26 protein-coding genes are annotated in these 20,541 nt (G+C 55.2%); 8 read left to right on the forward strand and 18 right to left on the reverse strand.

What is annotated here, in order from left to right; all coding sequences use genetic code 11:
* Positions 1-78 precede the first annotated feature (78 nt).
* The 3 genes from RMS95_RS15505 to RMS95_RS15515 are packed head-to-tail and all read left to right on the forward strand — an operon-like array spanning position 79 to position 1,326.
* Entirely contained in the window at positions 79-516 is a 438-nt protein-coding gene (locus RMS95_RS15505; RefSeq protein ID WP_310647085.1) for a YeeE/YedE family protein, read from the forward strand.
* Positions 517-526: 10 nt separating this feature from the next.
* Positions 527-958: a YeeE/YedE family protein gene (locus RMS95_RS15510; protein WP_310647086.1), complete on the forward strand. Its 432-nt coding sequence runs from the start codon at positions 527-529 to the stop codon at positions 956-958.
* 32 nt (positions 959-990) lie between these two features.
* Positions 991-1,326 (forward strand): TIGR01244 family sulfur transferase, encoded by a 336-nt coding sequence (locus RMS95_RS15515; RefSeq protein ID WP_310647087.1) that lies wholly within the window; start codon positions 991-993, stop codon positions 1,324-1,326.
* A 27-nt stretch (positions 1,327-1,353) separates the two neighbouring features.
* Here the strand turns inward: RMS95_RS15515 and soxB are convergent, their stop codons facing one another.
* The 11 genes from soxB to RMS95_RS15570 all read right to left on the reverse strand — a co-directional run bounded on the left by soxB (position 1,354) and on the right by RMS95_RS15570 (position 10,499).
* Positions 1,354-3,087, reverse strand: coding sequence for a thiosulfohydrolase SoxB (soxB, locus tag RMS95_RS15520; RefSeq protein ID WP_310647088.1), 1,734 nt, complete (start codon positions 3,085-3,087; stop codon positions 1,354-1,356).
* Between the two features lie 71 nt (positions 3,088-3,158).
* The gene (gene soxX / locus RMS95_RS15525) at positions 3,159-3,812 is read right to left on the reverse strand and encodes a sulfur oxidation c-type cytochrome SoxX (RefSeq protein WP_310647089.1); all 654 of its coding nucleotides are present in this window, start codon (positions 3,810-3,812) and stop codon (positions 3,159-3,161) included.
* Between the two features lie 9 nt (positions 3,813-3,821).
* Positions 3,822-4,616: a sulfur oxidation c-type cytochrome SoxA gene (gene soxA / locus RMS95_RS15530; protein WP_310647090.1), complete on the reverse strand. Its 795-nt coding sequence runs from the start codon at positions 4,614-4,616 to the stop codon at positions 3,822-3,824.
* A 26-nt stretch (positions 4,617-4,642) separates the two neighbouring features.
* Positions 4,643-4,954: a thiosulfate oxidation carrier complex protein SoxZ gene (soxZ, locus tag RMS95_RS15535; RefSeq protein ID WP_310647091.1), complete on the reverse strand. Its 312-nt coding sequence runs from the start codon at positions 4,952-4,954 to the stop codon at positions 4,643-4,645.
* A 24-nt stretch (positions 4,955-4,978) separates the two neighbouring features.
* Positions 4,979-5,434 (reverse strand): thiosulfate oxidation carrier protein SoxY, encoded by a 456-nt coding sequence (gene soxY / locus RMS95_RS15540; protein WP_310647092.1) that lies wholly within the window; start codon positions 5,432-5,434, stop codon positions 4,979-4,981.
* A gap of 26 nt (positions 5,435-5,460) precedes the next feature.
* Positions 5,461-6,534 carry a c-type cytochrome gene (locus tag RMS95_RS15545; protein ID WP_310647093.1) on the reverse strand — a complete coding sequence of 358 codons (1,074 nt, stop codon included), beginning with the start codon at positions 6,532-6,534 and terminating at the stop codon, positions 5,461-5,463.
* Complete coding sequence (gene soxC, locus RMS95_RS15550; protein ID WP_405023401.1) at positions 6,518-7,888, reverse strand: sulfite dehydrogenase; 1,371 nt, start codon at positions 7,886-7,888, stop codon at positions 6,518-6,520. The genes RMS95_RS15545 and soxC overlap by 17 nt, the downstream gene beginning before the upstream one ends.
* A 97-nt stretch (positions 7,889-7,985) precedes the next feature.
* Positions 7,986-8,300 (reverse strand): hypothetical protein, encoded by a 315-nt coding sequence (locus tag RMS95_RS15555; protein ID WP_310647094.1) that lies wholly within the window; start codon positions 8,298-8,300, stop codon positions 7,986-7,988.
* Between the two features lie 14 nt (positions 8,301-8,314).
* Entirely contained in the window at positions 8,315-9,019 is a 705-nt protein-coding gene (locus RMS95_RS15560; protein WP_310647095.1) for a Crp/Fnr family transcriptional regulator, read from the reverse strand.
* Positions 9,016-9,507, reverse strand: coding sequence for a thioredoxin fold domain-containing protein (locus RMS95_RS15565; RefSeq protein WP_310647096.1), 492 nt, complete (start codon positions 9,505-9,507; stop codon positions 9,016-9,018). Before RMS95_RS15565 ends, RMS95_RS15560 begins: the two co-directional genes overlap by 4 nt.
* Positions 9,504-10,499, reverse strand: coding sequence for an MBL fold metallo-hydrolase (locus RMS95_RS15570; RefSeq protein WP_310647097.1), 996 nt, complete (start codon positions 10,497-10,499; stop codon positions 9,504-9,506). The genes RMS95_RS15565 and RMS95_RS15570 overlap by 4 nt, the downstream gene beginning before the upstream one ends.
* 91 nt (positions 10,500-10,590) lie before the next feature.
* Here RMS95_RS15570 and RMS95_RS15575 point away from each other — a divergent pair, with 91 nt between their 5' ends.
* The 4 genes from RMS95_RS15575 (at position 10,591) to RMS95_RS15590 (ending at position 13,888) form a co-directional block, all read left to right on the forward strand.
* Complete coding sequence (locus RMS95_RS15575; protein ID WP_310647098.1) at positions 10,591-11,667, forward strand: YeeE/YedE family protein; 1,077 nt, start codon at positions 10,591-10,593, stop codon at positions 11,665-11,667.
* 142 nt (positions 11,668-11,809) lie between these two features.
* On the forward strand, positions 11,810-12,145 hold the full coding sequence (locus RMS95_RS15580) for a cytochrome C (RefSeq protein ID WP_310647099.1): 336 nt from the start codon (positions 11,810-11,812) through the stop codon (positions 12,143-12,145).
* 13 nt (positions 12,146-12,158) lie between these two features.
* Complete coding sequence (locus RMS95_RS15585) at positions 12,159-13,445, forward strand: NAD(P)/FAD-dependent oxidoreductase (protein WP_310647100.1); 1,287 nt, start codon at positions 12,159-12,161, stop codon at positions 13,443-13,445.
* Between the two features lie 11 nt (positions 13,446-13,456).
* The gene (locus RMS95_RS15590) at positions 13,457-13,888 is read left to right on the forward strand and encodes a DsrE family protein (protein WP_310647101.1); all 432 of its coding nucleotides are present in this window, start codon (positions 13,457-13,459) and stop codon (positions 13,886-13,888) included.
* Here the strand turns inward: RMS95_RS15590 and RMS95_RS15595 are convergent, their stop codons facing one another.
* The 7 genes from RMS95_RS15595 to RMS95_RS15625 all read right to left on the reverse strand — a co-directional run bounded on the left by RMS95_RS15595 (position 13,889) and on the right by RMS95_RS15625 (position 18,997).
* Positions 13,889-14,176, reverse strand: a complete 288-nt coding sequence (locus tag RMS95_RS15595) for a metalloregulator ArsR/SmtB family transcription factor (protein ID WP_104799058.1) — start codon at positions 14,174-14,176, stop codon at positions 13,889-13,891.
* Positions 14,177-14,337: 161 nt separating this feature from the next.
* A complete protein-coding gene (locus tag RMS95_RS15600; protein ID WP_310647102.1) occupies positions 14,338-15,069 on the reverse strand; it encodes a lysophospholipid acyltransferase family protein in 732 nt (243 codons plus the stop codon).
* A 13-nt stretch (positions 15,070-15,082) separates the two neighbouring features.
* Entirely contained in the window at positions 15,083-16,408 is a 1,326-nt protein-coding gene (locus RMS95_RS15605) for a dihydroorotase (RefSeq protein ID WP_310647103.1), read from the reverse strand.
* The gene (locus RMS95_RS15610) at positions 16,405-17,367 is read right to left on the reverse strand and encodes an aspartate carbamoyltransferase catalytic subunit (protein ID WP_310647104.1); all 963 of its coding nucleotides are present in this window, start codon (positions 17,365-17,367) and stop codon (positions 16,405-16,407) included. Before RMS95_RS15610 ends, RMS95_RS15605 begins: the two co-directional genes overlap by 4 nt.
* A gap of 1 nt (position 17,368) precedes the next feature.
* A complete protein-coding gene (gene pyrR / locus RMS95_RS15615) occupies positions 17,369-17,866 on the reverse strand; it encodes a bifunctional pyr operon transcriptional regulator/uracil phosphoribosyltransferase PyrR (protein WP_310647105.1) in 498 nt (165 codons plus the stop codon).
* Between the two features lie 37 nt (positions 17,867-17,903).
* Entirely contained in the window at positions 17,904-18,362 is a 459-nt protein-coding gene (gene ruvX / locus RMS95_RS15620; RefSeq protein ID WP_310647106.1) for a Holliday junction resolvase RuvX, read from the reverse strand.
* The gene (locus tag RMS95_RS15625) at positions 18,359-18,997 is read right to left on the reverse strand and encodes a YqgE/AlgH family protein (RefSeq protein ID WP_310647107.1); all 639 of its coding nucleotides are present in this window, start codon (positions 18,995-18,997) and stop codon (positions 18,359-18,361) included. Before RMS95_RS15625 ends, ruvX begins: the two co-directional genes overlap by 4 nt.
* A gap of 22 nt (positions 18,998-19,019) precedes the next feature.
* Between RMS95_RS15625 and RMS95_RS15630 the strand changes: the two genes are divergently transcribed.
* The gene (locus tag RMS95_RS15630) at positions 19,020-20,507 is read left to right on the forward strand and encodes a deoxyribodipyrimidine photo-lyase (protein ID WP_310647108.1); all 1,488 of its coding nucleotides are present in this window, start codon (positions 19,020-19,022) and stop codon (positions 20,505-20,507) included.
* The last annotated feature ends 34 nt before the right edge of the window (positions 20,508-20,541 follow it).

Below are 20,541 nucleotides of genomic sequence, written 5' to 3' on the forward strand. Positions count from 1 at the left end.
GCCTTTTAAATATAAGAATTAGCTGATATATTAACGCCATTTCGCAATTCCTGCATCCATCAACAAGGAAGCTTTGCCATGCAAATCGATTGGAACCATTTCACCCCTTGGATGTCGCTGGCCGGCGGCATCTTGCTAGGCGTGGCATCGGCCATGTTCATCTTGGTCAATGGCCGAATTTTGGGTATCAGCGGTATCTTGGGTGGACTGTTAGCCCCTAAAGTGCGCGATGCCAGTTGGCGGATTGCGTTTTTATTAGGCATCTTTGTATCGCCACTTGCTGCGCGACTGTTGTTTCCAAGTGACTGGATCAGCGTCCCGAGAATTGATGCTGGCTGGGGCACCTTGATTGCAGCAGGCTTGATGGTCGGCTTGGGAACCCGCTATGGCTCAGGCTGTACCAGTGGTCATGGCGTATGTGGCTTGAGCCGTTTGTCCCCTCGATCATTGGTGGCCACCCTGTCGTTCATGGCGGCTGGCTTTGCCATCGTTTTTGTGATTCGCCACGTCATTTAAGGAGCCCGACATGCATCGTCTTTCTGAATTCATCGTGGGCCTTTTGTTTGGACTGGGCTTGCTGCTGTCAGGGATGACAGACCCTGGCAAAGTGCAAAGTTTTTTAGACTTGGCCGGCGCTTGGGATCCGTCGCTGGCGTTCGTCATGGGGGGTGGGATTTTGGTCGGCGTCGTGGCCTTTGGTCTTGCTAAAAAGCGCACAACCAACTTCTTGGGCGGTGCCTTGCATTTACCAACCGCCACACACATCGACAAACGCCTGGTGCTCGGCGGCTTGCTGTTTGGCGCGGGATGGGGACTGGCTGGTTTTTGTCCCGGTCCTGCCTTGGTGTCCATGGCGGGCGGTCAAGACAAAGCGCTGGTTTTTGTGTTGGCCATGCTGCTTGGCATGGGGCTCTATGAATGGACAGAACAGAACATACACGCCAAGCAGATTTTGTAAACTCAGCATTTGCCACACACACAAGGATTCAGATGAGCGTTCAAATCACCCAGCACAATCCCAGCTTTGCCACTGCACCACAAATTGATCCTCAAGACATGGCTGCCATTGCTGCACATGGCTTCACCACCGTGATCAACAACCGCCCCGATGGTGAAGGTGGTCCAGCCCAGCCCACCTCGGCACAGATGGCCGCCGCCGCCGCCGCGGCTGGCTTGAGTTACCACTACCTGCCCGTGATCAGTGGTCAAATCACGCCTGAACAAACGCAGCAATTCGCGGCCCTGATGAAAGCGGCAACCGGACCTGTGTTGGCGTTTTGTCGCAGCGGCGCACGCTCTACCAATATTTGGAGCATGGGCCGCTGAGCAAACCCAGCGCCCGTCTATGCCAACTTAGGCGGCAAAGCCTGGGTTGGGTAACACACCCTCCAGCTTGGGCGTGTTCAGCGTACGTTTGGACACTTTGCCACCGCTGGCTTTGAGCCACTGCTCAGCCACTTCCCAAACGGGTTTCAGATTTTGATGCTTAGCCTCTTCGGCCACAGGCGCCCAACCCGCCACTTTGTATTTCTTATTGGCGTCGATGAGTTTGCCTTTGAGGCGCATCTCACCAATGCGGCTGCCCATTTTTTCGTTGGGACGGCATACGTATTCGAGGCCACCCACACGCACCATGTCACCGCCCTGTTGGTAATACGGGTCGGGATTGAACAAGTTGTCGCACACGTCTTCGAGCACGGTCTTGATGGTCTCGCCAGTCATCTCGGACACGGTAGCGTAAGAGTAAGTCGTGGCTGTCATGTCCATCAACCACTCGCGTGTGATGGCTTGACCAGGCAACAAAGACGTGCCCCAACGGAAGCCGGGGGAAAAGGCCATGTCAGCACCTTGCACATCCATCAAGGCGTCAAGCAGCAACTGGTCACCCGTGCCGTTGAAGTTGCCACGGCGGTACAAGGTGCCTTCGGTGATGGCTAACTTTTCATTCAGCTTGGTTTCATAAGGCGCACGAATTTTGGTGATGAGCGCATCCATCTCTTTGTCGGCAGGCAACATGTTGGAGAAGATGGGCAGCAACTTATAGCGGAAGTCGGTGATCTTTTTGTTCTTCACCTCAAAGTCGAGCACGCCCAAGAACTTGCCGTTCGAGCCCGCGTTGGTGACGATGGTTTTGCCGCCTTTGTTATTGACCAACGCAGCCACAGGCATGCCGTCGTGGGTATGACCGCCCAAGATGGCGTCGATGCCGCTGACACGGCTGGCCATCTTCAAGTCCACATCCATGCCGTTGTGTGACAACACGACCACCACCTGCGCCCCTTTGGCACGGGCTTCATCCACCATCTTTTGCATGTTCTCGTCTTGGATGCCAAAGGCCCAATCGGCCACCATGTAACGCGGGTTGGCAATCGGCGTGTACGGAAAGGCTTGACCAATGATGGCGCAAGGCACGCCATTCATTTCACGAATGACATAAGGCTTGAACACGGGATCGCCAAAGTCTTGGGTCTTGATGTTTTGTGCCACAAAATCGACCTTGCCCGCAAAGTCTTTCTCGACAATTTCGGTCACACGCGCCATGCCGTAGGTGAACTCCCAGTGACCGGTCATCACGTCTACGCCGAGCAATTTACAAGCGTCGACCATGTCTTGCCCGTTGGTCCACAACGAGGTGGCAGAGCCTTGCCAAGTGTCGCCACCATCCAACAGCAATGCACCTGGGCGGCTGGCTTTGAGGCGCTTGACCAAGGTGGCCAAGTGTGCGAAACCACCCACTTTGCCGTAGCGCTTGGCGGCCACTTCAAAGTTCAAATAGCTCATGCCATAGGCTTCAGCGCTGCCCGGGCGCACGCCCGCCGTTTTGAGCAGATGCTCACCCACCAAATGGGGTAACTGTCCCTTCATGCTGCCAATGCCCAGATTGACACTGGGCTCACGGAAGTAAATGGGTTTGAGCTGCGCGTGGCAGTCGGTCATGTGCAGGAATGACACTTGTCCAAACTTTGGAATGTCATATAAGCCATGCGCTGCTGTCCCTGCATCGGACTGGGCAAATGCATTCATGTTGAGGCCTGCCATCGCGCCAGCCCCCATGACCTGCATGAATTCGCGTTTGGTTAAATTCATATCATCACCTACTTATTTAAAGAACGTAGAAAAGCCGCAGACGATTGCTCATGCTGCGGCTCTTTGGGAGATTACTTGTTGACAGGCGACGCTGGGTCGAGCAACAAAGCCATGACGTTTTTGATTTGCGTTTCGGTCAAGATACCCTTGTGAGCGAAACGTGGCATGTTGGAACACGCGTTGTAGGCGCGTGCATTTTGAATCTTGCCCCAGGTGTATTCCACGATGGGTTTGGACTCTGCGCTGTCAGGGTTGGTCACGCCGCGCAATTTGCCGTAGTGATAAAGGCTGGGGCCCAGCGTGCCGTAAGACAACTCTTCTTTGCTGATCTGGTGGCAGTTGTAGCAATTACCACCATTGACCGATCCTTCTTTGTCGGTCCAAGTTTTACCGGCACCGCTTTGCGCAATTTTCTCGCCCTCTTTCCAATCGCCTAAAAACTTGCCGTCTGAAGGTGGTTTGATCGTGGCCATGTTGCGCGCTTCAATAGCTTCTGCCACTTTGGCATCCAAGGCCACGCCGGTCTGTTCGGACTCAGCGCACAAACGGTTGTCTTCGTCAGGACTCAAGCGGTCTAATTTGGCTTGGCCTTCTGCGCGAAATGAACGCGCCACAATGTCTTGGGTGAATTGGTCAAGATCAGCCTTGGATGGCAAAGATGTCGTACATCCCGACAACAAAGCGGCGGCAATGGCAATCAAGCCGAGGGTGTAGGTACGGTTCATGAGAAGTCCTTAGCGTTTGATGGCTGGCGCAATGGCTTCACCACCTTGACCGTTCACGCCCATGTAAACACCCAAGGCGATGGTTGCATCACTGGCGAACAGGGGGAATGGAAAGCGCTGTTGGCGGTAGCAATCATTCAAACGCAGTTGCATCCCCCACATTTGACCGTTGGACACGCGGTAAGCCGGCCAAGCCCCAAAACCGTTACCAGCGCCTGGATTTTTGGTGAGATTGGGCAAGTCTTGTAGGCGAATGCGTTTGTCATCTTGCGAGTGACACGTGGCGCATGCAAAGTCGTGCGAGCCGCCTCGCATGAAGAACAAGCGCTTGCCTGCTTCATACATTTTTCGTTCTTCAAGGTGACTTTGCGACAAATTGAATTTCATGCCCTTGGACTCGGCGGAGATCCAAGTGGCGATGGCCGTCACATTGTTTTGTTCGCCTTTGCCAAAGGGTGTCTTGGCAATCTCTTCACCGTTGAAGCCTTGCAACTCTTGCATGCAGGTGACCAAACGTGACTCGAGGTCTTGCACACGGCCAGTGTCTGAGAAGTAACGGGGCAACTCGACCCAAGCGCCTTTGACAACACCTGCGCCTTTGCCCAAATCGCATTTCTCAAGCGACGAATTTTTAGGACCGCGTTTTTGTTTCCACAGGTCTTCACCTTTGGCTTCAAACAAATCGGCGGGGTTACCGTCTTGTAGCATGGCGCGGTACTCCGCGATGCTGTCGGCCGACGATTTTTGGGCGAACGCAGCGGCCGACAAGCCAATGAGCCCTAGGGCAATAACTATTTTTTTCATGCGTGTCTCCACTGCGTTCAGGGTCATTACGAAACGGTAGCTTCGTCAGAGCGTGTATCGCCCTTGTTGTCTTTCCAAACCACGCCCACTTTGTCACCGGCCTTAGCGCCTTTGATGGTGAATTGCAGGAACGGATTTTTAGAAACGGCAGGGCCCCACTCGGCAGTCATGACGACTTTGCCATTCAGGGTAGCTGTCACGTCTTGGATGTGCCAAGCGGGAATGAGTTTGCCGGTGCCGTCTTTGCGTTGACCGGATTCCATTTCGTGGCTCATCAAGACACGGATGGTTGCTTTGTCGCCAGCTGCTTGGGCGCGAATGCGCATTGGATCTGCCATGTTATTTCTCCTGATATTTCTAGATTAGCCGCCGCAGCCGCCGAGTGTCACTTTGACTTCTTTCTTGGCGAAAAAAGCTTTGCCGTCGTTGGTGATAGCCACGGCATACACATCCGACGATTGGCCCATCTTTGAACGTGTGGCGAAGTTGGCTTCAACATCAGGGCTCACGTTGAACATCGCAATCAAAGCCGATGGATTTTTCTCAACCAATAACAACACACGCTTGACATTCGCCAAAGTGGTGCTCACGCCCAAGGGCACCACAGCGCCGTTTTCAGCGATGTCTGGGCCAGTGATGGTGACGTCTTTGCTTTCCACGGGGGCTGAGCCACCCATGGCTTTGACAGCTTCTGCAACGCTCTTGGCGTCAAAGGCTGCCTTTTCAAACGCTTGTGCGTATTGTGGGAACAGGCCAGTAGAGGCCAAGAGGCCTGCAACAGCGGCGCTGTGCTTGAGGGTCTCACGACGAGTTTGCATGTAATGCTCCTAAAAAAGGTTTGGGTTTATTTTGCCGCACCAGCGGCGAGCCAGTTGGCAATGATCTTGATGTCCCCATCAGAGGCACTTTGGGCCGGCATTGGGATGGAGCCCCAGATGCCCACACCACCGGCTTTGATCTTGCCTGCCAAGTAATCCACTTTGCCCGGATACTTTTTAGCTATCTCATTGAAGCTTGGCCCCACCACTTTGGTGTTTTGTGCGTGACACGCGGTGCAATTGTGCTTACCCAACAAAGCCAAAGCGGGCTCAACCGCTTTGACAGGTGGTTTGGCTGCAGCAGAGGTAACGGCAACATTGCCTAACGTGGCTGTTTTATTTTCAGGTGTCAATGTATTGGCGCCGTGCTGCTGACCCACCAAACGGTTTTGATCCGCCAAATTGCCATGCGCATTGCGGGCGTAGTCTGGCAGCATGGAGGCCACTTTAGCTTCGGGGACGCAGTCTTTCATACAGGCCACGTTGGCGGTGTCAGGCTTGGGTGTGACGTTGAACTCTTTGCCGGCCCACATCGCGTGCTTGGTGGTCATGCCATTGCGGTTGGGCATGCGCTTTTGCACCTCGGCGATGTTTTTGTCGGTCAACACAAAGTTTTCGGGCACCACATCGGCCAAGCTCAAAAGATACGCGGTGACCGAGTACACCTCATCAGGCTTGAGTGACTTAGGCGCAGTCCACGGCATGGCACGGTTGATGTAGTCCCACAGGGTAGACACCGTGGCCACTTTCATCATCGTGGTGCGGCCTGGGAAATCGGATCGCTTCAAGTTGGCCACGTTGCCGGTTTTGATGTCGTCTTTGGTTGTGCCGCCCACCAAAGGGCTGAACACTTCATTGGACTCACCAAACACACCGTGACAGTGGGCGCACTTGGCCTCCCACAAGTCTTGACCTTGAGCAACCGAGCCTGAGCCTGCGGGCAGACCTTTGAAATCGGGGCGCACATCAATATCCCATGCGGCCACCTCTTTGGCAGTTGCAGGACGACCCACGCCAGGGTACGCCGTGCTTTGTGCGCTGGCAAAGCCAGCAGCAGCCAGCAGAGCTGTGGTCAAAACGACTTTACGAAACTTGGACATTCTTGACCTCGCCGTTTTCTTGCACCAACCAAGATTGGATGGCGTTGTTGTGATAGATCGAACGGGTACCACGCGCTGCACGCAAGTGCTTGTATGTGGGTTGAACAAAACCCGTTTCGTCTGTTGCACGACTTTGGATGATGGCGGGTTTACCGTCCCACACCCAGTCGATGTTGAAGCGTGTCAGCGCTTTGCTGAGCACTGGTGTTTCCAAACGCGCTTGACGCCAATTACGGCCACCGTCGACCGACACGTCAACCTTTTGAATCTTGCCGCGACCCGACCATGCCAAACCAGTGATGTTGTAGAAACCTTTGTCCAACAAAACTTGGCCACCAGAAGGCGTGGTCACCACGCTCTTGCACTCTTGGATGTTGGTGTACTGACGGTGTTGACCATCAGGCATCAAGTCCATGTAATGCACGGCTTCGTCTTTGGCCGCGTAGGGCATGTCACCCACTTCAATGCGGCGTAGGTACTTGACCCAGCTCACACCTTGAATGCCAGGCACGATCAGGCGCAAGGGGTAGCCGTTTTCTGGGCGCAGCATTTCGCCGTTTTGGCCGTAGGCCACCAACACTTCGCCAGACAAGATCAGGCTCATAGGGATGGTGCGGGTCATGGATGAACCATCGCCACCTTCGGCCAAGATGAATTTGGCATTCTTGAAGTCAGCGCCCGCAATTTCGAGCAAGGTGATGAGTGGCACCCCTGTGAACTCGCTGCACGACACCATACCGTGTGTGTATTGCACCGTCGGCACTGCCACGTTGCCCCACTCGACCGCCGTGTTTGCACCGCACTCGATGAAGTGGAAACGTGAGACGGACGGCAAACGCATGATTTCGTCCATAGTGAACACCTTGGGGGTTTTCACCATGCCGTTGATCATGAAGCGGTGCTTAGAGGGGTCGATGTCCCACCAGCCTTGGTGGTGACGCTCAAAGTGCAAACCACTCGGTGTGACGATGCCAAACAAGGACTGCAAAGGTGCGAACGACACCGAAGCCTGCGTGGTTTGCGTCAAACCTGGGCTTTGACGACGTTGCACGTTCGATTCGAACTTGGACGGTATGCCATAGCCATTGTTGGCAGCCACACCTTGGCCGAGGCCTGTGGCGTGCTCAGGCAGGTTCAAGATATTGGGATCCCCGCCCTCTGTGGGCACGGGGTTGCCTTGGGCCAAAGCCATAGGTGCTGCAGCACCTGCGGCAGCAGCGGCAAACGCGCTGCGAATGAAGCTGCGGCGACCGTTTTTACTTTCTGCAATGACAGTGCTGATGCCGTCACGGTCTAAAAAGTTTTCGGGCGCCTTTTGAATGCGTCCCGATTGAATGCCATCTGGTGTTTTCACAGACAGTCCTTCCACATCAAGTTATATATCAACAACCGCTAATATAAATCATCTCTGATGCGATGCTTATCGGGTTTACGCCATAACCCAAATTAACTTAACGAAACTTGTAGTGATGTTTGTTCAAGACAGCAGCAACGGCGTTCGTATCTTCAGGAAAAAAACCCAGGTTCAACTCGGTGTTGCAATACTCCACCATGCCGCGCAAAGCTCCTGCCGTGTTGATGCGACCTTTCGGTTTGTAAATCGCGCTGCCATTGCCTCCGACGCGACGAATGTGGCATTCGTTGCATTGGTTTTCAGCGATCAATTTTTCACCGGCTTGCAGATCTGCATCTTTGAACAGCGGGTGTTGCTGGGCGTTTGCGATGCTCGCACCAGTCAACAAAAGCCCAATAAAAAACTTTTTCATAGGGTGCCTTCTCGTTACTTATCTTGCAACAGCGCAGGTAACAAGACCTTGTAATGTCGACCTTGCTTGTCCAACGGCTCCATCACACCCGCACGCACCAAGGCGGAGACTTCACGACTCACAGTTTCTAACTTGAGGTCCATCATGGCGCCCATATCGTCACGTCCAAACAAAGTGGCTGTCCCGTTTTCTGATACTTCATGCATTTTGTGAATAAAGTGAAGCACACGCTGGCGAGCGCTGCCAAAGTTCAGCTCGGCCAACCAATCGTCAGCCTGTTTCAAAGCACTTTGCCACTTCTCCATTAGCTTACGGTGCAGGCGCGGGCTATTGGCCCCAAGCTGGTGAATCACATCCAGCGGGATGCGGCACAACGACACTTCACTCAAAGCTACGGCTTGGCTGTCATAGTGGTTCGTAGCCAACGCCTCCAAGCCCACCACATCACCCGGAAACAAAACACGCACCACACGCTCTCGCCCATCCGCTGTGACACGCACCAGCTTAACCATACCTTTGCGCAATGTGAACACCCCTAGCGCTTTATCAGACTCGTCATACAACGACTGGCCAGACTGATAAACCAAATCATCAATCGGTGCATGGATGAGGTTGAAGTCTTCCTCATTCAAATCAGCAAACAGCACCATATCGCGAATACCGCAATTGCGGCAGTCGGATGTGCCGCGCCAAGCAGACTCTGTTTGAATAGGAATCATGTGCCCACCACCACGCGACGAGCCAGCGCCAGTTGCTCATCCAAGTAAGCGCCATAGAAATCAGGCAAATAGGCACCCTTCAACCGTGTGGCGACCTCGCGCCCTTGTGGACCAAAAAATAAAACTGTGGGAGCCAACTTGATACCCTGCTTGCGTACCCATGCATCGTGCGTAAGGACCGTGCCGTCAAAGTCAACCAAGACACGGCTGTCGCGCATATCCACTTGCACCACCTGCAGACCAGAAGCACGCAAAGGTTGCAAATAGTTCTCGCGCACCACTTTGCAAAATGCACAACCATGCAGGCTAACCATCACCACCAAAGGCTGCTTGACACGCAGTGCTTGATCAAGCGAAGCAACCAAAGAATCCGTACTAGGCAAAGCAACCAACGTTGTCGCCGCTGCCCCCAGCGGACCTAAACCCGCCACGCCAGCGGCCAAGCCTTGCAAGGCTTGGCGTCGAGAGAAGCATGTGGTCTGATTCACTTGGATTCATGCTCCATCAGCAAATAGGTGTTGTAGGCGTTCATACGATTGGCTGATTTAAAAAGAGGCATTTTCTCAAACTTCGACCAATCCGTGCTGGTGTAAGCGCTTTCAAACGGCTCCATGTCTTTGGCGGCTCGACCCATGGCTTCGCGCAAATAAATCAAGTAATCACGCGTCAAGGTCATGTCACCTTTGGGGTCGTTGGAGATAGGGCCATGGCCCGGAACTATCCAACGGGTGTCAAACTGAAGCAGGTTTCGCATGGCCTCTATCCAATGTCGGCTGTCTGCTTGGCCCACAAAGGGAATGCGATTACGAAACACCAAGTCACCCGCAAACAACACTTTTTGTTTTGGCAAATACACCACCAAATCTTCGGCGGTATGTGAGGGACCTACAGGCTGAATGTCAAAACGCACACCACCCACCATGAGCATTTTTGACGCAGTCAACCATTCATCAGCAGGCACCAACCGAGTTTTCTCGTCCACCCAAGGCCAGAGCTCTTGGCGTGAAATTTCCAAGCGCAAACGCGCTGCGTCTGAGGTGAGGTATTCACGCGCAGCGCCATGCGCCACGATGCGCGCACCCAAATCTTGAAACACCTGCAAACCATAAATATGGTCAGCGTGGTAATGGGTCAGCACCACGGTGTGAATAGGCTTGTCTGTCACCTTGGCAATCTCGACGACCAAGCGATGCGCCAGCTCAGGTGAGCCCAAAGCATCGATCACCACCACCCCTGCAGGCGTGACCACAAAACCCGCATTCGAAATAAAGTTTTGATTCGCCGAGGACCCCATCTCCGACACGCCCTCCACGTAGTACACGTTGGGCACCACTTCCTTGGCTTGCATCAGCGGTTGAGTTGCCGTCTCTTGAGGCAACAGATTTTCTGCATGTGCTGAGATGGCAAGGCCCAGGCAAGCCAGCCACAAACTCACGCACAGTGAACGAACAAACGGGGCTTTCACAATCACTTCTCCCATAGTGGCAAGCGTGATCGCATTTGATGTGTATCAAGTTTCACGCAAGCCAGAGCGCTTAGCATAGTCCAAATATAAGCTTAGACTAAATCATATGACTCTCACCGCACTCAATGAAGCCTATGGCGAGCCCTATGTTTTAGCCACTGGTGGTTTGTTCATCGGCTTGTTATTTGGCTTTTTTGCCCAACGCTCTAAGTTTTGTTTGCGTGCGGCTGTGGTGGAGTTTTGGCACCGCCAATTTGGCGAGAAGCTGTCCGTTTGGCTTCTCACATTTTCAGCGGCTGTCATTGCGATTCAAGGTTTGATCGTGCTGGGTTATTTAGATGTCAGTACCGCACGGCAGTTGGCCTCGCGTGGCAGTCTCTCGGGTGCATTGATCGGCGGTTTGATGTTTGGCGCAGGCATGATCATGACGCGCGGATGCGCCAGCCGCTTGCTGATCTTGTCTGCCAATGGCAACTTGCGAGCTCTGCTGTCGGGCTTGATTTTTGCCGTCACTGCGCAATCGGCCTTGTCGGGGGCACTCGCGCCTTTGCGCCAAGAAATTACCAATTGGTGGACCGTCGAAGGCGGCAGCAGCCGTGATCTGCTGGCCATTTTGGGCTGGAGCCACAGCACAGGCCTGGTTGTGGGGGGCATTTGGCTGCTGGCCGCTCTTTACTTCACCACACGTACGACGCAACGTACTTGGATGTGGGTGGGAGGTATTGGCACAGGCTTGAGCGTGGCCATGGCTTGGTGGTTTTCATACAGTTTGTCAACAGCATCATTTGAAGTGGTGCATATTCAAGGCATCACATTCAGCGGACCTTCGGCCGAATGGTTGATGCGCGTTTTAGCGCCCAACCCACCGGCCATTGGTTTTGATTTTGGGTTGTTGCCGGGCGTATTTTTAGGCTCATTTTTCGCTGCTTGGATGGGCAAAGAGCTCAAACTCGAAGGGTTCAAAGACGGTTATGCCATGCGCAGATACATCGTAGGCGCCATCTTTATGGGCTTTGGCGCGATGCTGGCTGGCGGTTGCGCGGTGGGGGCTGGCGTGACAGGGGGTGCCATCTTCGCCCTCACAGCTTGGACAGCACTCATTGGCATGTGGCTGGGCGCAGGCTTGGTCGACCGCTGGATGGATGCACCGCCCGCCAGCGCGCCCACCTTGATACAACCCTAAAACGACCACCGAATCCACCTCTTACGCTATAGTTTTCTTGCTTTGACAATACGCCATCACTGGGTAAACCCCCTGATGGCGTTTTGTTATTCTGGATATATTACCGATCACTGATTGATCTACCCTGTTCAACGAGGTCTTGATGAAAACAACAACTCCCCACTGGATGCGTCTGCTGGCCACTACCACTTTGGCACTGGGCGTGAGCGCCTCTGCATACGCCCAAGACAAAGCCACGCAACTGCACAACCGCGCGACCGCTGCCATGTGCGCCAACTGCCACGGCACCGATGGCCGCACCATCGAAGGCTCAGCGATTCCTTCACTGGTGGGCATGCCCAAAGACTACATGGTGTTGCAGATGAAAGCCTTCAAAGACGGCAGCCGTCCTGCCACAGTGATGCACCAAATCACCAAGGGCTTGACCGACGCACAAATCGACACCATCGCCAATCACTACGCCTCGATCAAGCGTTAATCAAGGATTCATCATGAAACGTCGCAGTTTTGTTCAAGCCTCTATGGCGCTTGGTTCATTGGGTGCTCTTGGCAGCATGGTGGGTTGTGCTTCTGTGGGTCGTGTGCCCGAAAAAGCACGCGTCATCGTCATCGGTGGCGGCTATGGCGGTGCCACAGCCGCCAAATACGTGCGCATGTTGTCTAACTACCAAATTGATGTCACCTTGATCGAACCCAATGGTGAATTTGTATCTTGCCCCATCTCCAATTTGGTCATCGGCGGCAGTAAAACCATGGCCGATATCACCACACCGTACGACAAGCTCTCGGGCAAGCACGGCGTCAACATCGTCCGTGACTACGTCGCCAGCGTAGACCCCATCAAGAAAACTGTCACCTTGGCCAGCGGTCCCACCATTCGCTATGACAAGCTGGTCATGTCGCCCGGCATCGACTTGATGTTCAACACCATCGAAGGCCTGAAAGAAGCCAGCGTATCTGGTCAAATTTTGCAAGCTTGGAAAGGCGGCCCAGAAACCTTGGCCTTGCGCAAGCAACTCGAAGCGATGGACGACGGTGGCGTGTACGCCATCACCATCCCAGAGGCACCCTACCGCTGCCCTCCTGGGCCGTACGAGCGTGCAAGCCAAGTGGCGCATTACTTCAAGCAACACAAGCCCAAGTCGAAAGTGCTGATCTTGGATGCCAACCAAGACGTCACCTCCAAAGGCCCCTTGTTCAAGAAATTCTGGGCGGACAACTACAAGGGAATTTTGGAGTACGTGCCACAGCACAAAGTCGTGGCCGTTGACGCCAAGACGAACACCTTGAAATTCGAAATCCAAAACGACATCCAAGCGAACGTTCTGAACGTATTGCCCGCCATGCGAGCAGGTGGCATTGCCGTGCAGTCGAACTTGGCCAACATCAACGCCCGCTGGTGCGGCGTGCACTACCAAACTTTCGAGTCCACACAAGCCAAAGACATACACGTCATTGGCGACTCGATCATGATTGCACCGCTCATGCCCAAGTCTGGCCACATGGCTAACTCGCATGGCAAGGTCACCGCCGCGGCCATCGTGGCAGAGCTGTCCGATATGCCTGTCAATCCGGCGCCGTTCTTGAGCAACACCTGCTACAGCTTTGTGAACGACAAGCTGGTGGTGCACGTCGCCTCAGTTCACCAGTACGACGCCAAAGACAAAACCTACAAAACCGTACCCGGTTCTGGCGGTGTGTCACCCGCGCCCAATGAACTCGAAGGCATTTATGCGTGGAACTGGGCTCAAAACATTTGGGCTGACAGCCTAATGTGAGAAGACGCCGCATGAACATCCTCAAATACTTTTCACACACATTTGGCGCCTTGATATTGACATTGAGCTTTGGCTTTGTACATGCTCAAGACATCAAAGTGGTCTACCACGTCAACACGGGTGTCGAAACGGCTGCGGGCATTTTGGGCAATGTGCGCAACCACTTGAGTGCCGACCCCAGCGCCAAGATCGTGGTGGTGACACACGGTGTGGGCATCGACTTTTTGCTGGACGGAGCCAAAGACAGCAAAGGCCGAGAGTTCAGTGGCGTGGTCAGTGATTTGAGCAGCAAAGGCGTGCAGTTCCGGGTGTGCAACAACACCTTGGTCTCACGCAATGTGGACCCCAGCAAAGTTTCGATGGACGCCAAGATCGTGCCGTCTGGCGTGGCCGAAGTGGCCCGTTTGCAAGCCAAAGAAGGCTACGTTTATCTCAAACCGTAATCAGTGAGCGATGTCGCTGTCGATGGCAATTTGTGTGCAAACGGCACGGCACAAGGTGACCACACGGTCATTGATGATGCGGTAATAAATTTGCACACCTTCTCGGCGACGACCCAAAATCTTCGCCTTGAACAAGGTGTTCAGATGCTGCGACATATTGGGCTGAGTGGTGTCAATCTCGGCCAGCAGTTGCCCCACGTTTTTTTCTTCGTTGCACAAGCAATTGATGATTTTCAAACGCATGGGCGCAGACATAACGCGAAACGTTTCTGCTGCCAAAGAAAACATCAGGTCTAAGTTTTCTTGTTGGGTCGCAGCTTGAGCTTTGGCACTCACCGCTTTTTTAGCAGCCGTCTTCACCGTTTTAACGGCGCTCTTTTTAGCAGCAGGTCGAAGCGAAGCTTTGGATTTGATAGTGGATGTGGTGCTTGCCATGATGAAAGAGCTTATCAGTTGCGTAAATCTGCCACTGTCGCTTGCAGGTCTTGTGCCCACACACGGCGGTTGCGGCCATTCGCCATTTGGGTATCGCCGTAGCGAACTTGCGCCAACAGCGGTGGCGCGCACAGGGTTCGCCACAACGAACTCACGAGCGTGTCATGGTCGTGGTAGCACGGTGCAAAGCTGTGCGCACCTGTACTCGCTTCTAAAAATTGCAAGGCTATGGGCTGCACAGGAATATCGGCAGAGATGGCCGCTTGCAACAAATTGGCATGAAACGGCAGCAAGCTCACGCCATCGCCAGTCCCGCCTTCGGGAAACACAGCCAGCACTTGGCCTTGACGCAGCGCATCAGCCATTTGGTGCACCACACGCATGGCATCACGGTTCGATGAACGCTCAATGTAGAGCGAGCCGCCGCCCGTCGTGAGCACACCCACCAGCGGCCAATCGCGAATTTCAGACTTGGCCACGAAGCGGCAATGACAAGCCGCGTGCATCACCAAAATATCAAGCCATGAAATGTGATTCGCCGCCATCAACACCGGACCTTGCGCCGGATGACCTTTGACACGGACCTGAATCCCAATGATGGCCAGCATGCCACGCGCCCATACCTCCACGGCGCGTGCTTGTTGTTCATCGCTCAGCGTGCCAAAGGTGCGTCGAACGGACACATAGCCACGCACGACCCAAGCCAACACGCGGACGAATTTCCAAAGGGCTTGAAGGGCGCGCATCAACACTGGCCTGTCATGCTTGGAAAGCCAAGCGACCTGCGACCAAGGTGGCTTTAACGCGCCCGGGCAAGGCCATGCCCGTCATGTCAAATGCAAACGGCGTGTGCTTGCCCTGGCTGCGCAAGGCCTCAGGCACCACATGCCATTGCACCTCTGGGTCAAACACCACCAAATCGGCAACACCGCCCACGTGCAGTTGACCTGCGTCACTGGCTTTCGCGGCAGCTTTGCCAGCGCCAGCACGAAGGATATGCGCAGGTTGTGCGGTCAGCACATCCAACGCACGCATCAGGCCTGCACCGCTGTCATCGGCCCACTTCAGGGCCAAGCTCAGCAAGAGCTCCAAGCCTGTGCCACCGGGTTCAGCCTCTGCAAATGGCAAGGCCTTGGCATCGGCATCCACAGGGGTGTGGTCGGACACCAAGGCGTCCAACGTGCCATCGGCCAATGCGGCACGCAACGCATCGCGGTCGCGCTGTTGTCGCAAAGGCGGCGTCAAACGTGCGCGGCTGTCGAAGTAGCCCATGTCGTGGTCACTCAAATGCAACGAGTTGATGCTGACATCGGCCGTCACAGCCAAACCTTCTTGTTTGGCGGCACGCACCAATTCCACGCCTTCTGCGCTGGAAATGCGGCACAAATGCACACGCGCTTTGGTGCTGCGCATGAGCGCAAAAATGGTGTGCAACGCAATGGTTTCGGCCGCCACGGGCACGCCACTCAAACCCAAACGCGTCGCCAACGGCCCACTGGCTGCCACGCCTTTGCCCAAGTGCAACTCTTGCGGGCGCAGCCAGACGGTGTAGCCATACGTGGCCGCATATTGCAGTGCGCGTTGCAGCACTTGCGTGTTTTCCAAAGGCACTTCAGCTTGGCTAAAACCGATGCAACCCGCCTCGGTCAGTTCCGCCATTTCGGTCAACACTTCGCCTTTGAGTCCGCGCGTCAAAGCGCCCAATGGAAACACGCGAGCACGGTGCAAGCGCTCCGCACGAAACTTGAGCATTTCCACCAAGCCGGGCTCGTCCAACACGGGGTCGGTATCGGGCGGACACACCAAGCTCGTCACACCACCAGCCACCGCAGCGGTCAGTTCCGAGTCCAACATGCCTTCGTGTTCATGCCCGGGCTCACGCAAGCGCACTTGCAAGTCGACCAAGCCTGGGGCCACGATGCAACCCGTGGCATCCACGGTTTGCTTAGGGCGAAATCCAGCGGGCATAGCCTCGCCAGGTTGAAGAATGGCCAAGACATGGCCATCAGCTACGACCACATCTGCGATTTGATCGAACCCAGAGGCTGGGTCCATAACTCGGCCGTTTTGAATCAGGATGTTCATGCTTCATTCCCCGCCACGATAGACATCACGGCCATACGCACAGCAATACCAAACGTGACCTGCGACAAGATCACACTTTGCGGTCCATCGACCACGGCAGACTCAATTTCAACACCTCGGTTGATAGGCCCCGGGTGCATCACGATGGCATCAGGCTTGGCAAGTTGCAACTTCTCTTGTGTCAAGCCAAACGACTTGAAATACTCTTGGCTCGATGGCAACAGCGCACCACTCATGCGCTCGTTCTGCAAGCGCAACATGATCACCACGTCGCAGCCCTTGATGCCTTCTTCCAAGTTGTTGAACACGCGCACGCCCATGGCTGACAAATCGCTGGGCACCAAGGTCTTGGGGCCCACCACACGCACTTCAGCACAACCCAAGGTGGTCAGCGCATGGATGTCCGAGCGGGCGACACGCGAGTGCAACACGTCGCCCACGATGGCCACCGTGAGGTTGCTGAAATCTTTTTTGTAGTGCCGGATGGTGTACATGTCCAGCAAACCCTGCGTGGGGTGTGCGTGACGGCCGTCACCGGCGTTGACCACATGCACATGAGGCGCGACGTGCTCGGCAATGAGGTAAGGCGCGCCCGATTCGCTGTGGCGCACCACAAAAATATCGGCCGCCATGGCGCTCAAGTTGGCGATGGTGTCGAGCAAGGACTCGCCCTTGGCCGCAGAGGAACGCGCAATGTCTAAGTTAAACACGTCCGCCGACAAACGCTTGGCGGCAATCTCGAACGTGGTGCGTGTGCGGGTGCTGTTTTCGAAGAACAGGTTGAACACGCTCTTGCCACGCAGCAGCGGCACTTTTTTGACTTCGCGGTCATTCACCGATACGAAGTTGGCGGCCGTGTCGAGGATGTGCGTCAAGATATTGCGCGACAAACCTTCGGTAGACAGCAGGTGAATCAGTTCACCGTTTTTATTGAGTTGTGGGTTGCGTTTGTAGAGCATGTCAGCCCTTCACAGAAAAATTAAATTGACCGCTCTCGGCCTTGGCCAAAGCGAGCGATTGACTGGCGGGCAAGGCCACGCGTGCTGCCGCGAAATCCGCTTGAACGGGCAACTCGCGGCCGCCACGATCAACCAAGACGGCCAACTGCACACTGGCGGGACGGCCGTAATCGAAGAGTTCATTCAGCACGGCACGGATGGTGCGCCCGGTGTACAGCACGTCATCGAGCACGATGATGTGCGCGCCGTTCACTTCAAACGGCAGCTTGGTGACGCCACCATCCGCCAAGCCGCGCTTGGCGAAATCATCACGGTGCATGGCCGACGAGATGCTGCCCGCCTCGCCTGCCAACCCCAAGTCTTTTTGCAAGCGCGCAGCCAGCCAAGCACCACCCGAGGTGATGCCTACCAAACGGGTCTCTGGCGTCAGCATGGTGCGCACGCCCTTGAGCAGCTCTAAATACAAGCTTTCAGCGTCGAGTAAAAGATTGCCGCTCATGCCCACACTCCGCGCGTGACATGGTTCACATGGGTACTCATAAGTTTTCCCTGAAAAATTGATTGAGGATGATGCAGGCCGATGCCGCGTCGGCATCTTTGGCGCCTTGGGCATGGGCTTCGGTGGTGCTGTAACGCTCGTCCACCTCAAACACCGGCAAGTTAAACCGTCCGTTCAACTGGCGTGCAAATTTTTTGGCTTTGGCGGTGTTCTCGTGCGCAGCACCGTCGGGGTGAAACGGCACCCCCACCACCAAAGCATCAGGTTGCCACTCGGCAATGCGTTTCGCGATCAACGCCCAGCGCGCATCGCTTTCGGCATTGACGGTCGCTTGCGGCTGTGCATCACGCAACATGCGGCTGCCATAGGCCACACCCGTGCGCTTGACGCCAAAGTCAAACGCAAGAAAAGATTGAAATTGAGGAGGCACTGCCGGCTTGGGCGCCGACACCAGCGGTGCAGCGTCTTGCACAGTCACATCGCGCGGTTCGCTCATGCGTGCCCCACTTGGCTCGACAGCATCCACGACTGCAAGCCCAACAAAGCCATCGCACGCTCGTAGCGCTGTGCCACTGGGGTCTCAAAAATCACATCGGTATCAGCGGGCACAGTCAACCAACTGTTCTCGGCCAACTCCGACTCCAACTGACCTTCGCCCCACGACGAATAGCCCAGCGACACCAACACGCGACGTGGGCCATTGCCCGCCGACAAGGCTTCGAGCACGTCTTTGGAGGTGGTCATCTCTAAGCCACCCGGAATGCGCATGGTGGAGGCATAAATTGAGTCGGGCTTAGACACCGCGTTGAGCGCCGCCTGTTCTTCGGTGAGATCGGGGTCAGGATTGGCCAGCATGGCGTCGTGCAACACAAAGCCGCGCTCGGTGTGCACAGGGCCGCCTTGCAGCACAGGGGCATCCACCAAATCGAGGCGGTTCAAGCTCAAATCGACTTTGGCAAACAAACCACGCATCGACAAATCACTGACTTTGTTGATCACCAGCCCCAAAGCGCCGCGTTCGCTGTGCTCGCAGACATAGACCACGCTTTTGGAAAAAGTCTCGTCCTCCAACCCAGGCATTGCAATCAAAAAGTGATGCGTCAAGTTGATGGAGGCAGAATCAGCGGTCATAGTGCAATTTTAAAGGGTGAACATGCCAAACACTTCGCGCCACAAAGCGCATGTGGCCAGTGGACTGATGTGGTTTCGACGCGATCTGCGTGCATTTGACAACGCTGCGCTCTACCACGCGCTGAAAAGCTGCACCCAAGTGCACTGCGTCTTTGTACTGGACCGCGCCATTTTGGACAAATTGCCACGTCAAGACCGGCGTGTGGAGTTCATCCGCGAGTCCTTGGTCACGCTGGATGCCGAATTGCACGCCGTCGCAGGGCTTGCCGGCGCTGGGCTGATCGTGCGCCACGCCGTGGCGGCTGACGAGCTGCCGCGTTTGGCCAAAGAACTGGGCGTACAAGAGGTTTTTGCCAACCACGATGACGAGCCGGATGCTCTGGCCCGTGATGCCCAAGTGCGCGGGGCCTTGGCCAATGCGGGCATTGGTTTTCAAACCTACAAAGACCACGTCATTTTTGAACGCAGCGAAGTGCTGACCCAAATGGGCAAGCCCTACGGCGTGTTCACCCCCTACAAAAATGCGTGGCTGCAAAAAATCAACGCGTTTTACCTGCGCAGCTACCCCGTAGGCAAATACATCAAAGCCTTGGCTGCACGGCCCAAAGCCTACCAAGTGAGCGTGCCCACGCTGGCTGATTTGGGGTTTGAACCCACCAACCTTAGCTCCTTGCATGTGCCCACGGCCAGCCCTGGCGGTTTGGCCTTGTTCGAGGATTTCTTTGACCGCATGGACCGTTACGACGAAACGCGTAACTTTCCTGCCGTCAAAGGCCCCAGCTATTTGGGGGTGCATTTGCGCTTTGGCACGGTGTCCATCCGCCAACTTGCGTCGACGGCCTATCAACGCATGCTGACGGGCTCTGCGGGTGCGGAAGTGTGGTTGTCCGAGCTGATTTGGCGTGATTTCTATCACCAAATCTTGCACCACCACCCGCGCGTGGTGAACGCAGCCTTCAAGCCCGAGTACGACGCGATCAAGTGGGCGCACAACAAACACGCCAAAGAACAATTCACCGCTTGGTGTGAAGGTCGTACTGGCTACCCACTGGTGGATGCAGCCATGGCTCAAATCAACCAAACGGGCTACATGCACAACCGCTTGCGCATGGTCGTGGCCAGCTTTTTGGTGAAAGACCTCGGCATCGATTGGCGCTGGGGCGAGCAATACTTTGCCCTGCATTTGAACGACTTCGACCTCGCTGCCAACAACGGTGGCTGGCAATGGGCCAGCTCCAGCGGTTGCGATGCGCAGCCGTACTTTCGCATCTTCAACCCCACCAGTCAAAGCGAGAAGTTTGACCCCGAAGGTAAATTCATTCGCCGCTACGTGCCAGCGTTGGCAAAGTTATCCAACGCCGCCATCCACGCACCCTGGTTGGCTAAGCCGATGGAGCTAGAAGCCGCAGGCTTGGTGCTCGGGCGCGACTACCCCAAGCCCATCGTCGATCACGCACAAGCGCGCGCAGAAACGCTGGAGCGCTATGCGGTGGTGAAAAAAGTGAAATAACGGCCAAGAAGAACACTTGGGCCCGTGTGCGTGG

Source organism: Limnohabitans sp., assembly GCF_031539175.1.
Taxonomy (GTDB): Bacteria; Pseudomonadota; Gammaproteobacteria; order Burkholderiales; family Burkholderiaceae_C; genus Limnohabitans.

Coding starts and splice junctions, on each gene's coding strand:
- RMS95_RS15505 (WP_310647085.1), top strand. CDS start 79: ATGCAAATCGATTGGAACCATTTCACCCCTTGGATGTCGCTGGCCGGC.
- RMS95_RS15510 (WP_310647086.1), top strand. CDS start 527: ATGCATCGTCTTTCTGAATTCATCGTGGGCCTTTTGTTTGGACTGGGC.
- RMS95_RS15515 (WP_310647087.1), top strand. CDS start 991: ATGAGCGTTCAAATCACCCAGCACAATCCCAGCTTTGCCACTGCACCA.
- soxB (WP_310647088.1), bottom strand. CDS start 3,087: ATGAATTTAACCAAACGCGAATTCATGCAGGTCATGGGGGCTGGCGCG.
- soxX (WP_310647089.1), bottom strand. CDS start 3,812: ATGAACCGTACCTACACCCTCGGCTTGATTGCCATTGCCGCCGCTTTG.
- soxA (WP_310647090.1), bottom strand. CDS start 4,616: ATGAAAAAAATAGTTATTGCCCTAGGGCTCATTGGCTTGTCGGCCGCT.
- soxZ (WP_310647091.1), bottom strand. CDS start 4,954: ATGGCAGATCCAATGCGCATTCGCGCCCAAGCAGCTGGCGACAAAGCA.
- soxY (WP_310647092.1), bottom strand. CDS start 5,434: ATGCAAACTCGTCGTGAGACCCTCAAGCACAGCGCCGCTGTTGCAGGC.
- RMS95_RS15545 (WP_310647093.1), bottom strand. CDS start 6,534: ATGTCCAAGTTTCGTAAAGTCGTTTTGACCACAGCTCTGCTGGCTGCT.
- RMS95_RS15555 (WP_310647094.1), bottom strand. CDS start 8,300: ATGAAAAAGTTTTTTATTGGGCTTTTGTTGACTGGTGCGAGCATCGCA.
- RMS95_RS15560 (WP_310647095.1), bottom strand. CDS start 9,019: ATGATTCCTATTCAAACAGAGTCTGCTTGGCGCGGCACATCCGACTGC.
- RMS95_RS15570 (WP_310647097.1), bottom strand. CDS start 10,499: ATGGGAGAAGTGATTGTGAAAGCCCCGTTTGTTCGTTCACTGTGCGTG.
- RMS95_RS15575 (WP_310647098.1), top strand. CDS start 10,591: ATGACTCTCACCGCACTCAATGAAGCCTATGGCGAGCCCTATGTTTTA.
- RMS95_RS15580 (WP_310647099.1), top strand. CDS start 11,810: ATGAAAACAACAACTCCCCACTGGATGCGTCTGCTGGCCACTACCACT.
- RMS95_RS15585 (WP_310647100.1), top strand. CDS start 12,159: ATGAAACGTCGCAGTTTTGTTCAAGCCTCTATGGCGCTTGGTTCATTG.
- RMS95_RS15590 (WP_310647101.1), top strand. CDS start 13,457: ATGAACATCCTCAAATACTTTTCACACACATTTGGCGCCTTGATATTG.
- RMS95_RS15595 (WP_104799058.1), bottom strand. CDS start 14,176: ATGTTTTCTTTGGCAGCAGAAACGTTTCGCGTTATGTCTGCGCCCATG.
- RMS95_RS15600 (WP_310647102.1), bottom strand. CDS start 15,069: ATGCGCGCCCTTCAAGCCCTTTGGAAATTCGTCCGCGTGTTGGCTTGG.
- RMS95_RS15605 (WP_310647103.1), bottom strand. CDS start 16,408: ATGAACATCCTGATTCAAAACGGCCGAGTTATGGACCCAGCCTCTGGG.
- RMS95_RS15610 (WP_310647104.1), bottom strand. CDS start 17,367: ATGCTCTACAAACGCAACCCACAACTCAATAAAAACGGTGAACTGATT.
- pyrR (WP_310647105.1), bottom strand. CDS start 17,866: ATGAGCGGCAATCTTTTACTCGACGCTGAAAGCTTGTATTTAGAGCTG.
- ruvX (WP_310647106.1), bottom strand. CDS start 18,362: ATGAGCGAACCGCGCGATGTGACTGTGCAAGACGCTGCACCGCTGGTG.
- RMS95_RS15625 (WP_310647107.1), bottom strand. CDS start 18,997: ATGACCGCTGATTCTGCCTCCATCAACTTGACGCATCACTTTTTGATT.
- RMS95_RS15630 (WP_310647108.1), top strand. CDS start 19,020: ATGCCAAACACTTCGCGCCACAAAGCGCATGTGGCCAGTGGACTGATG.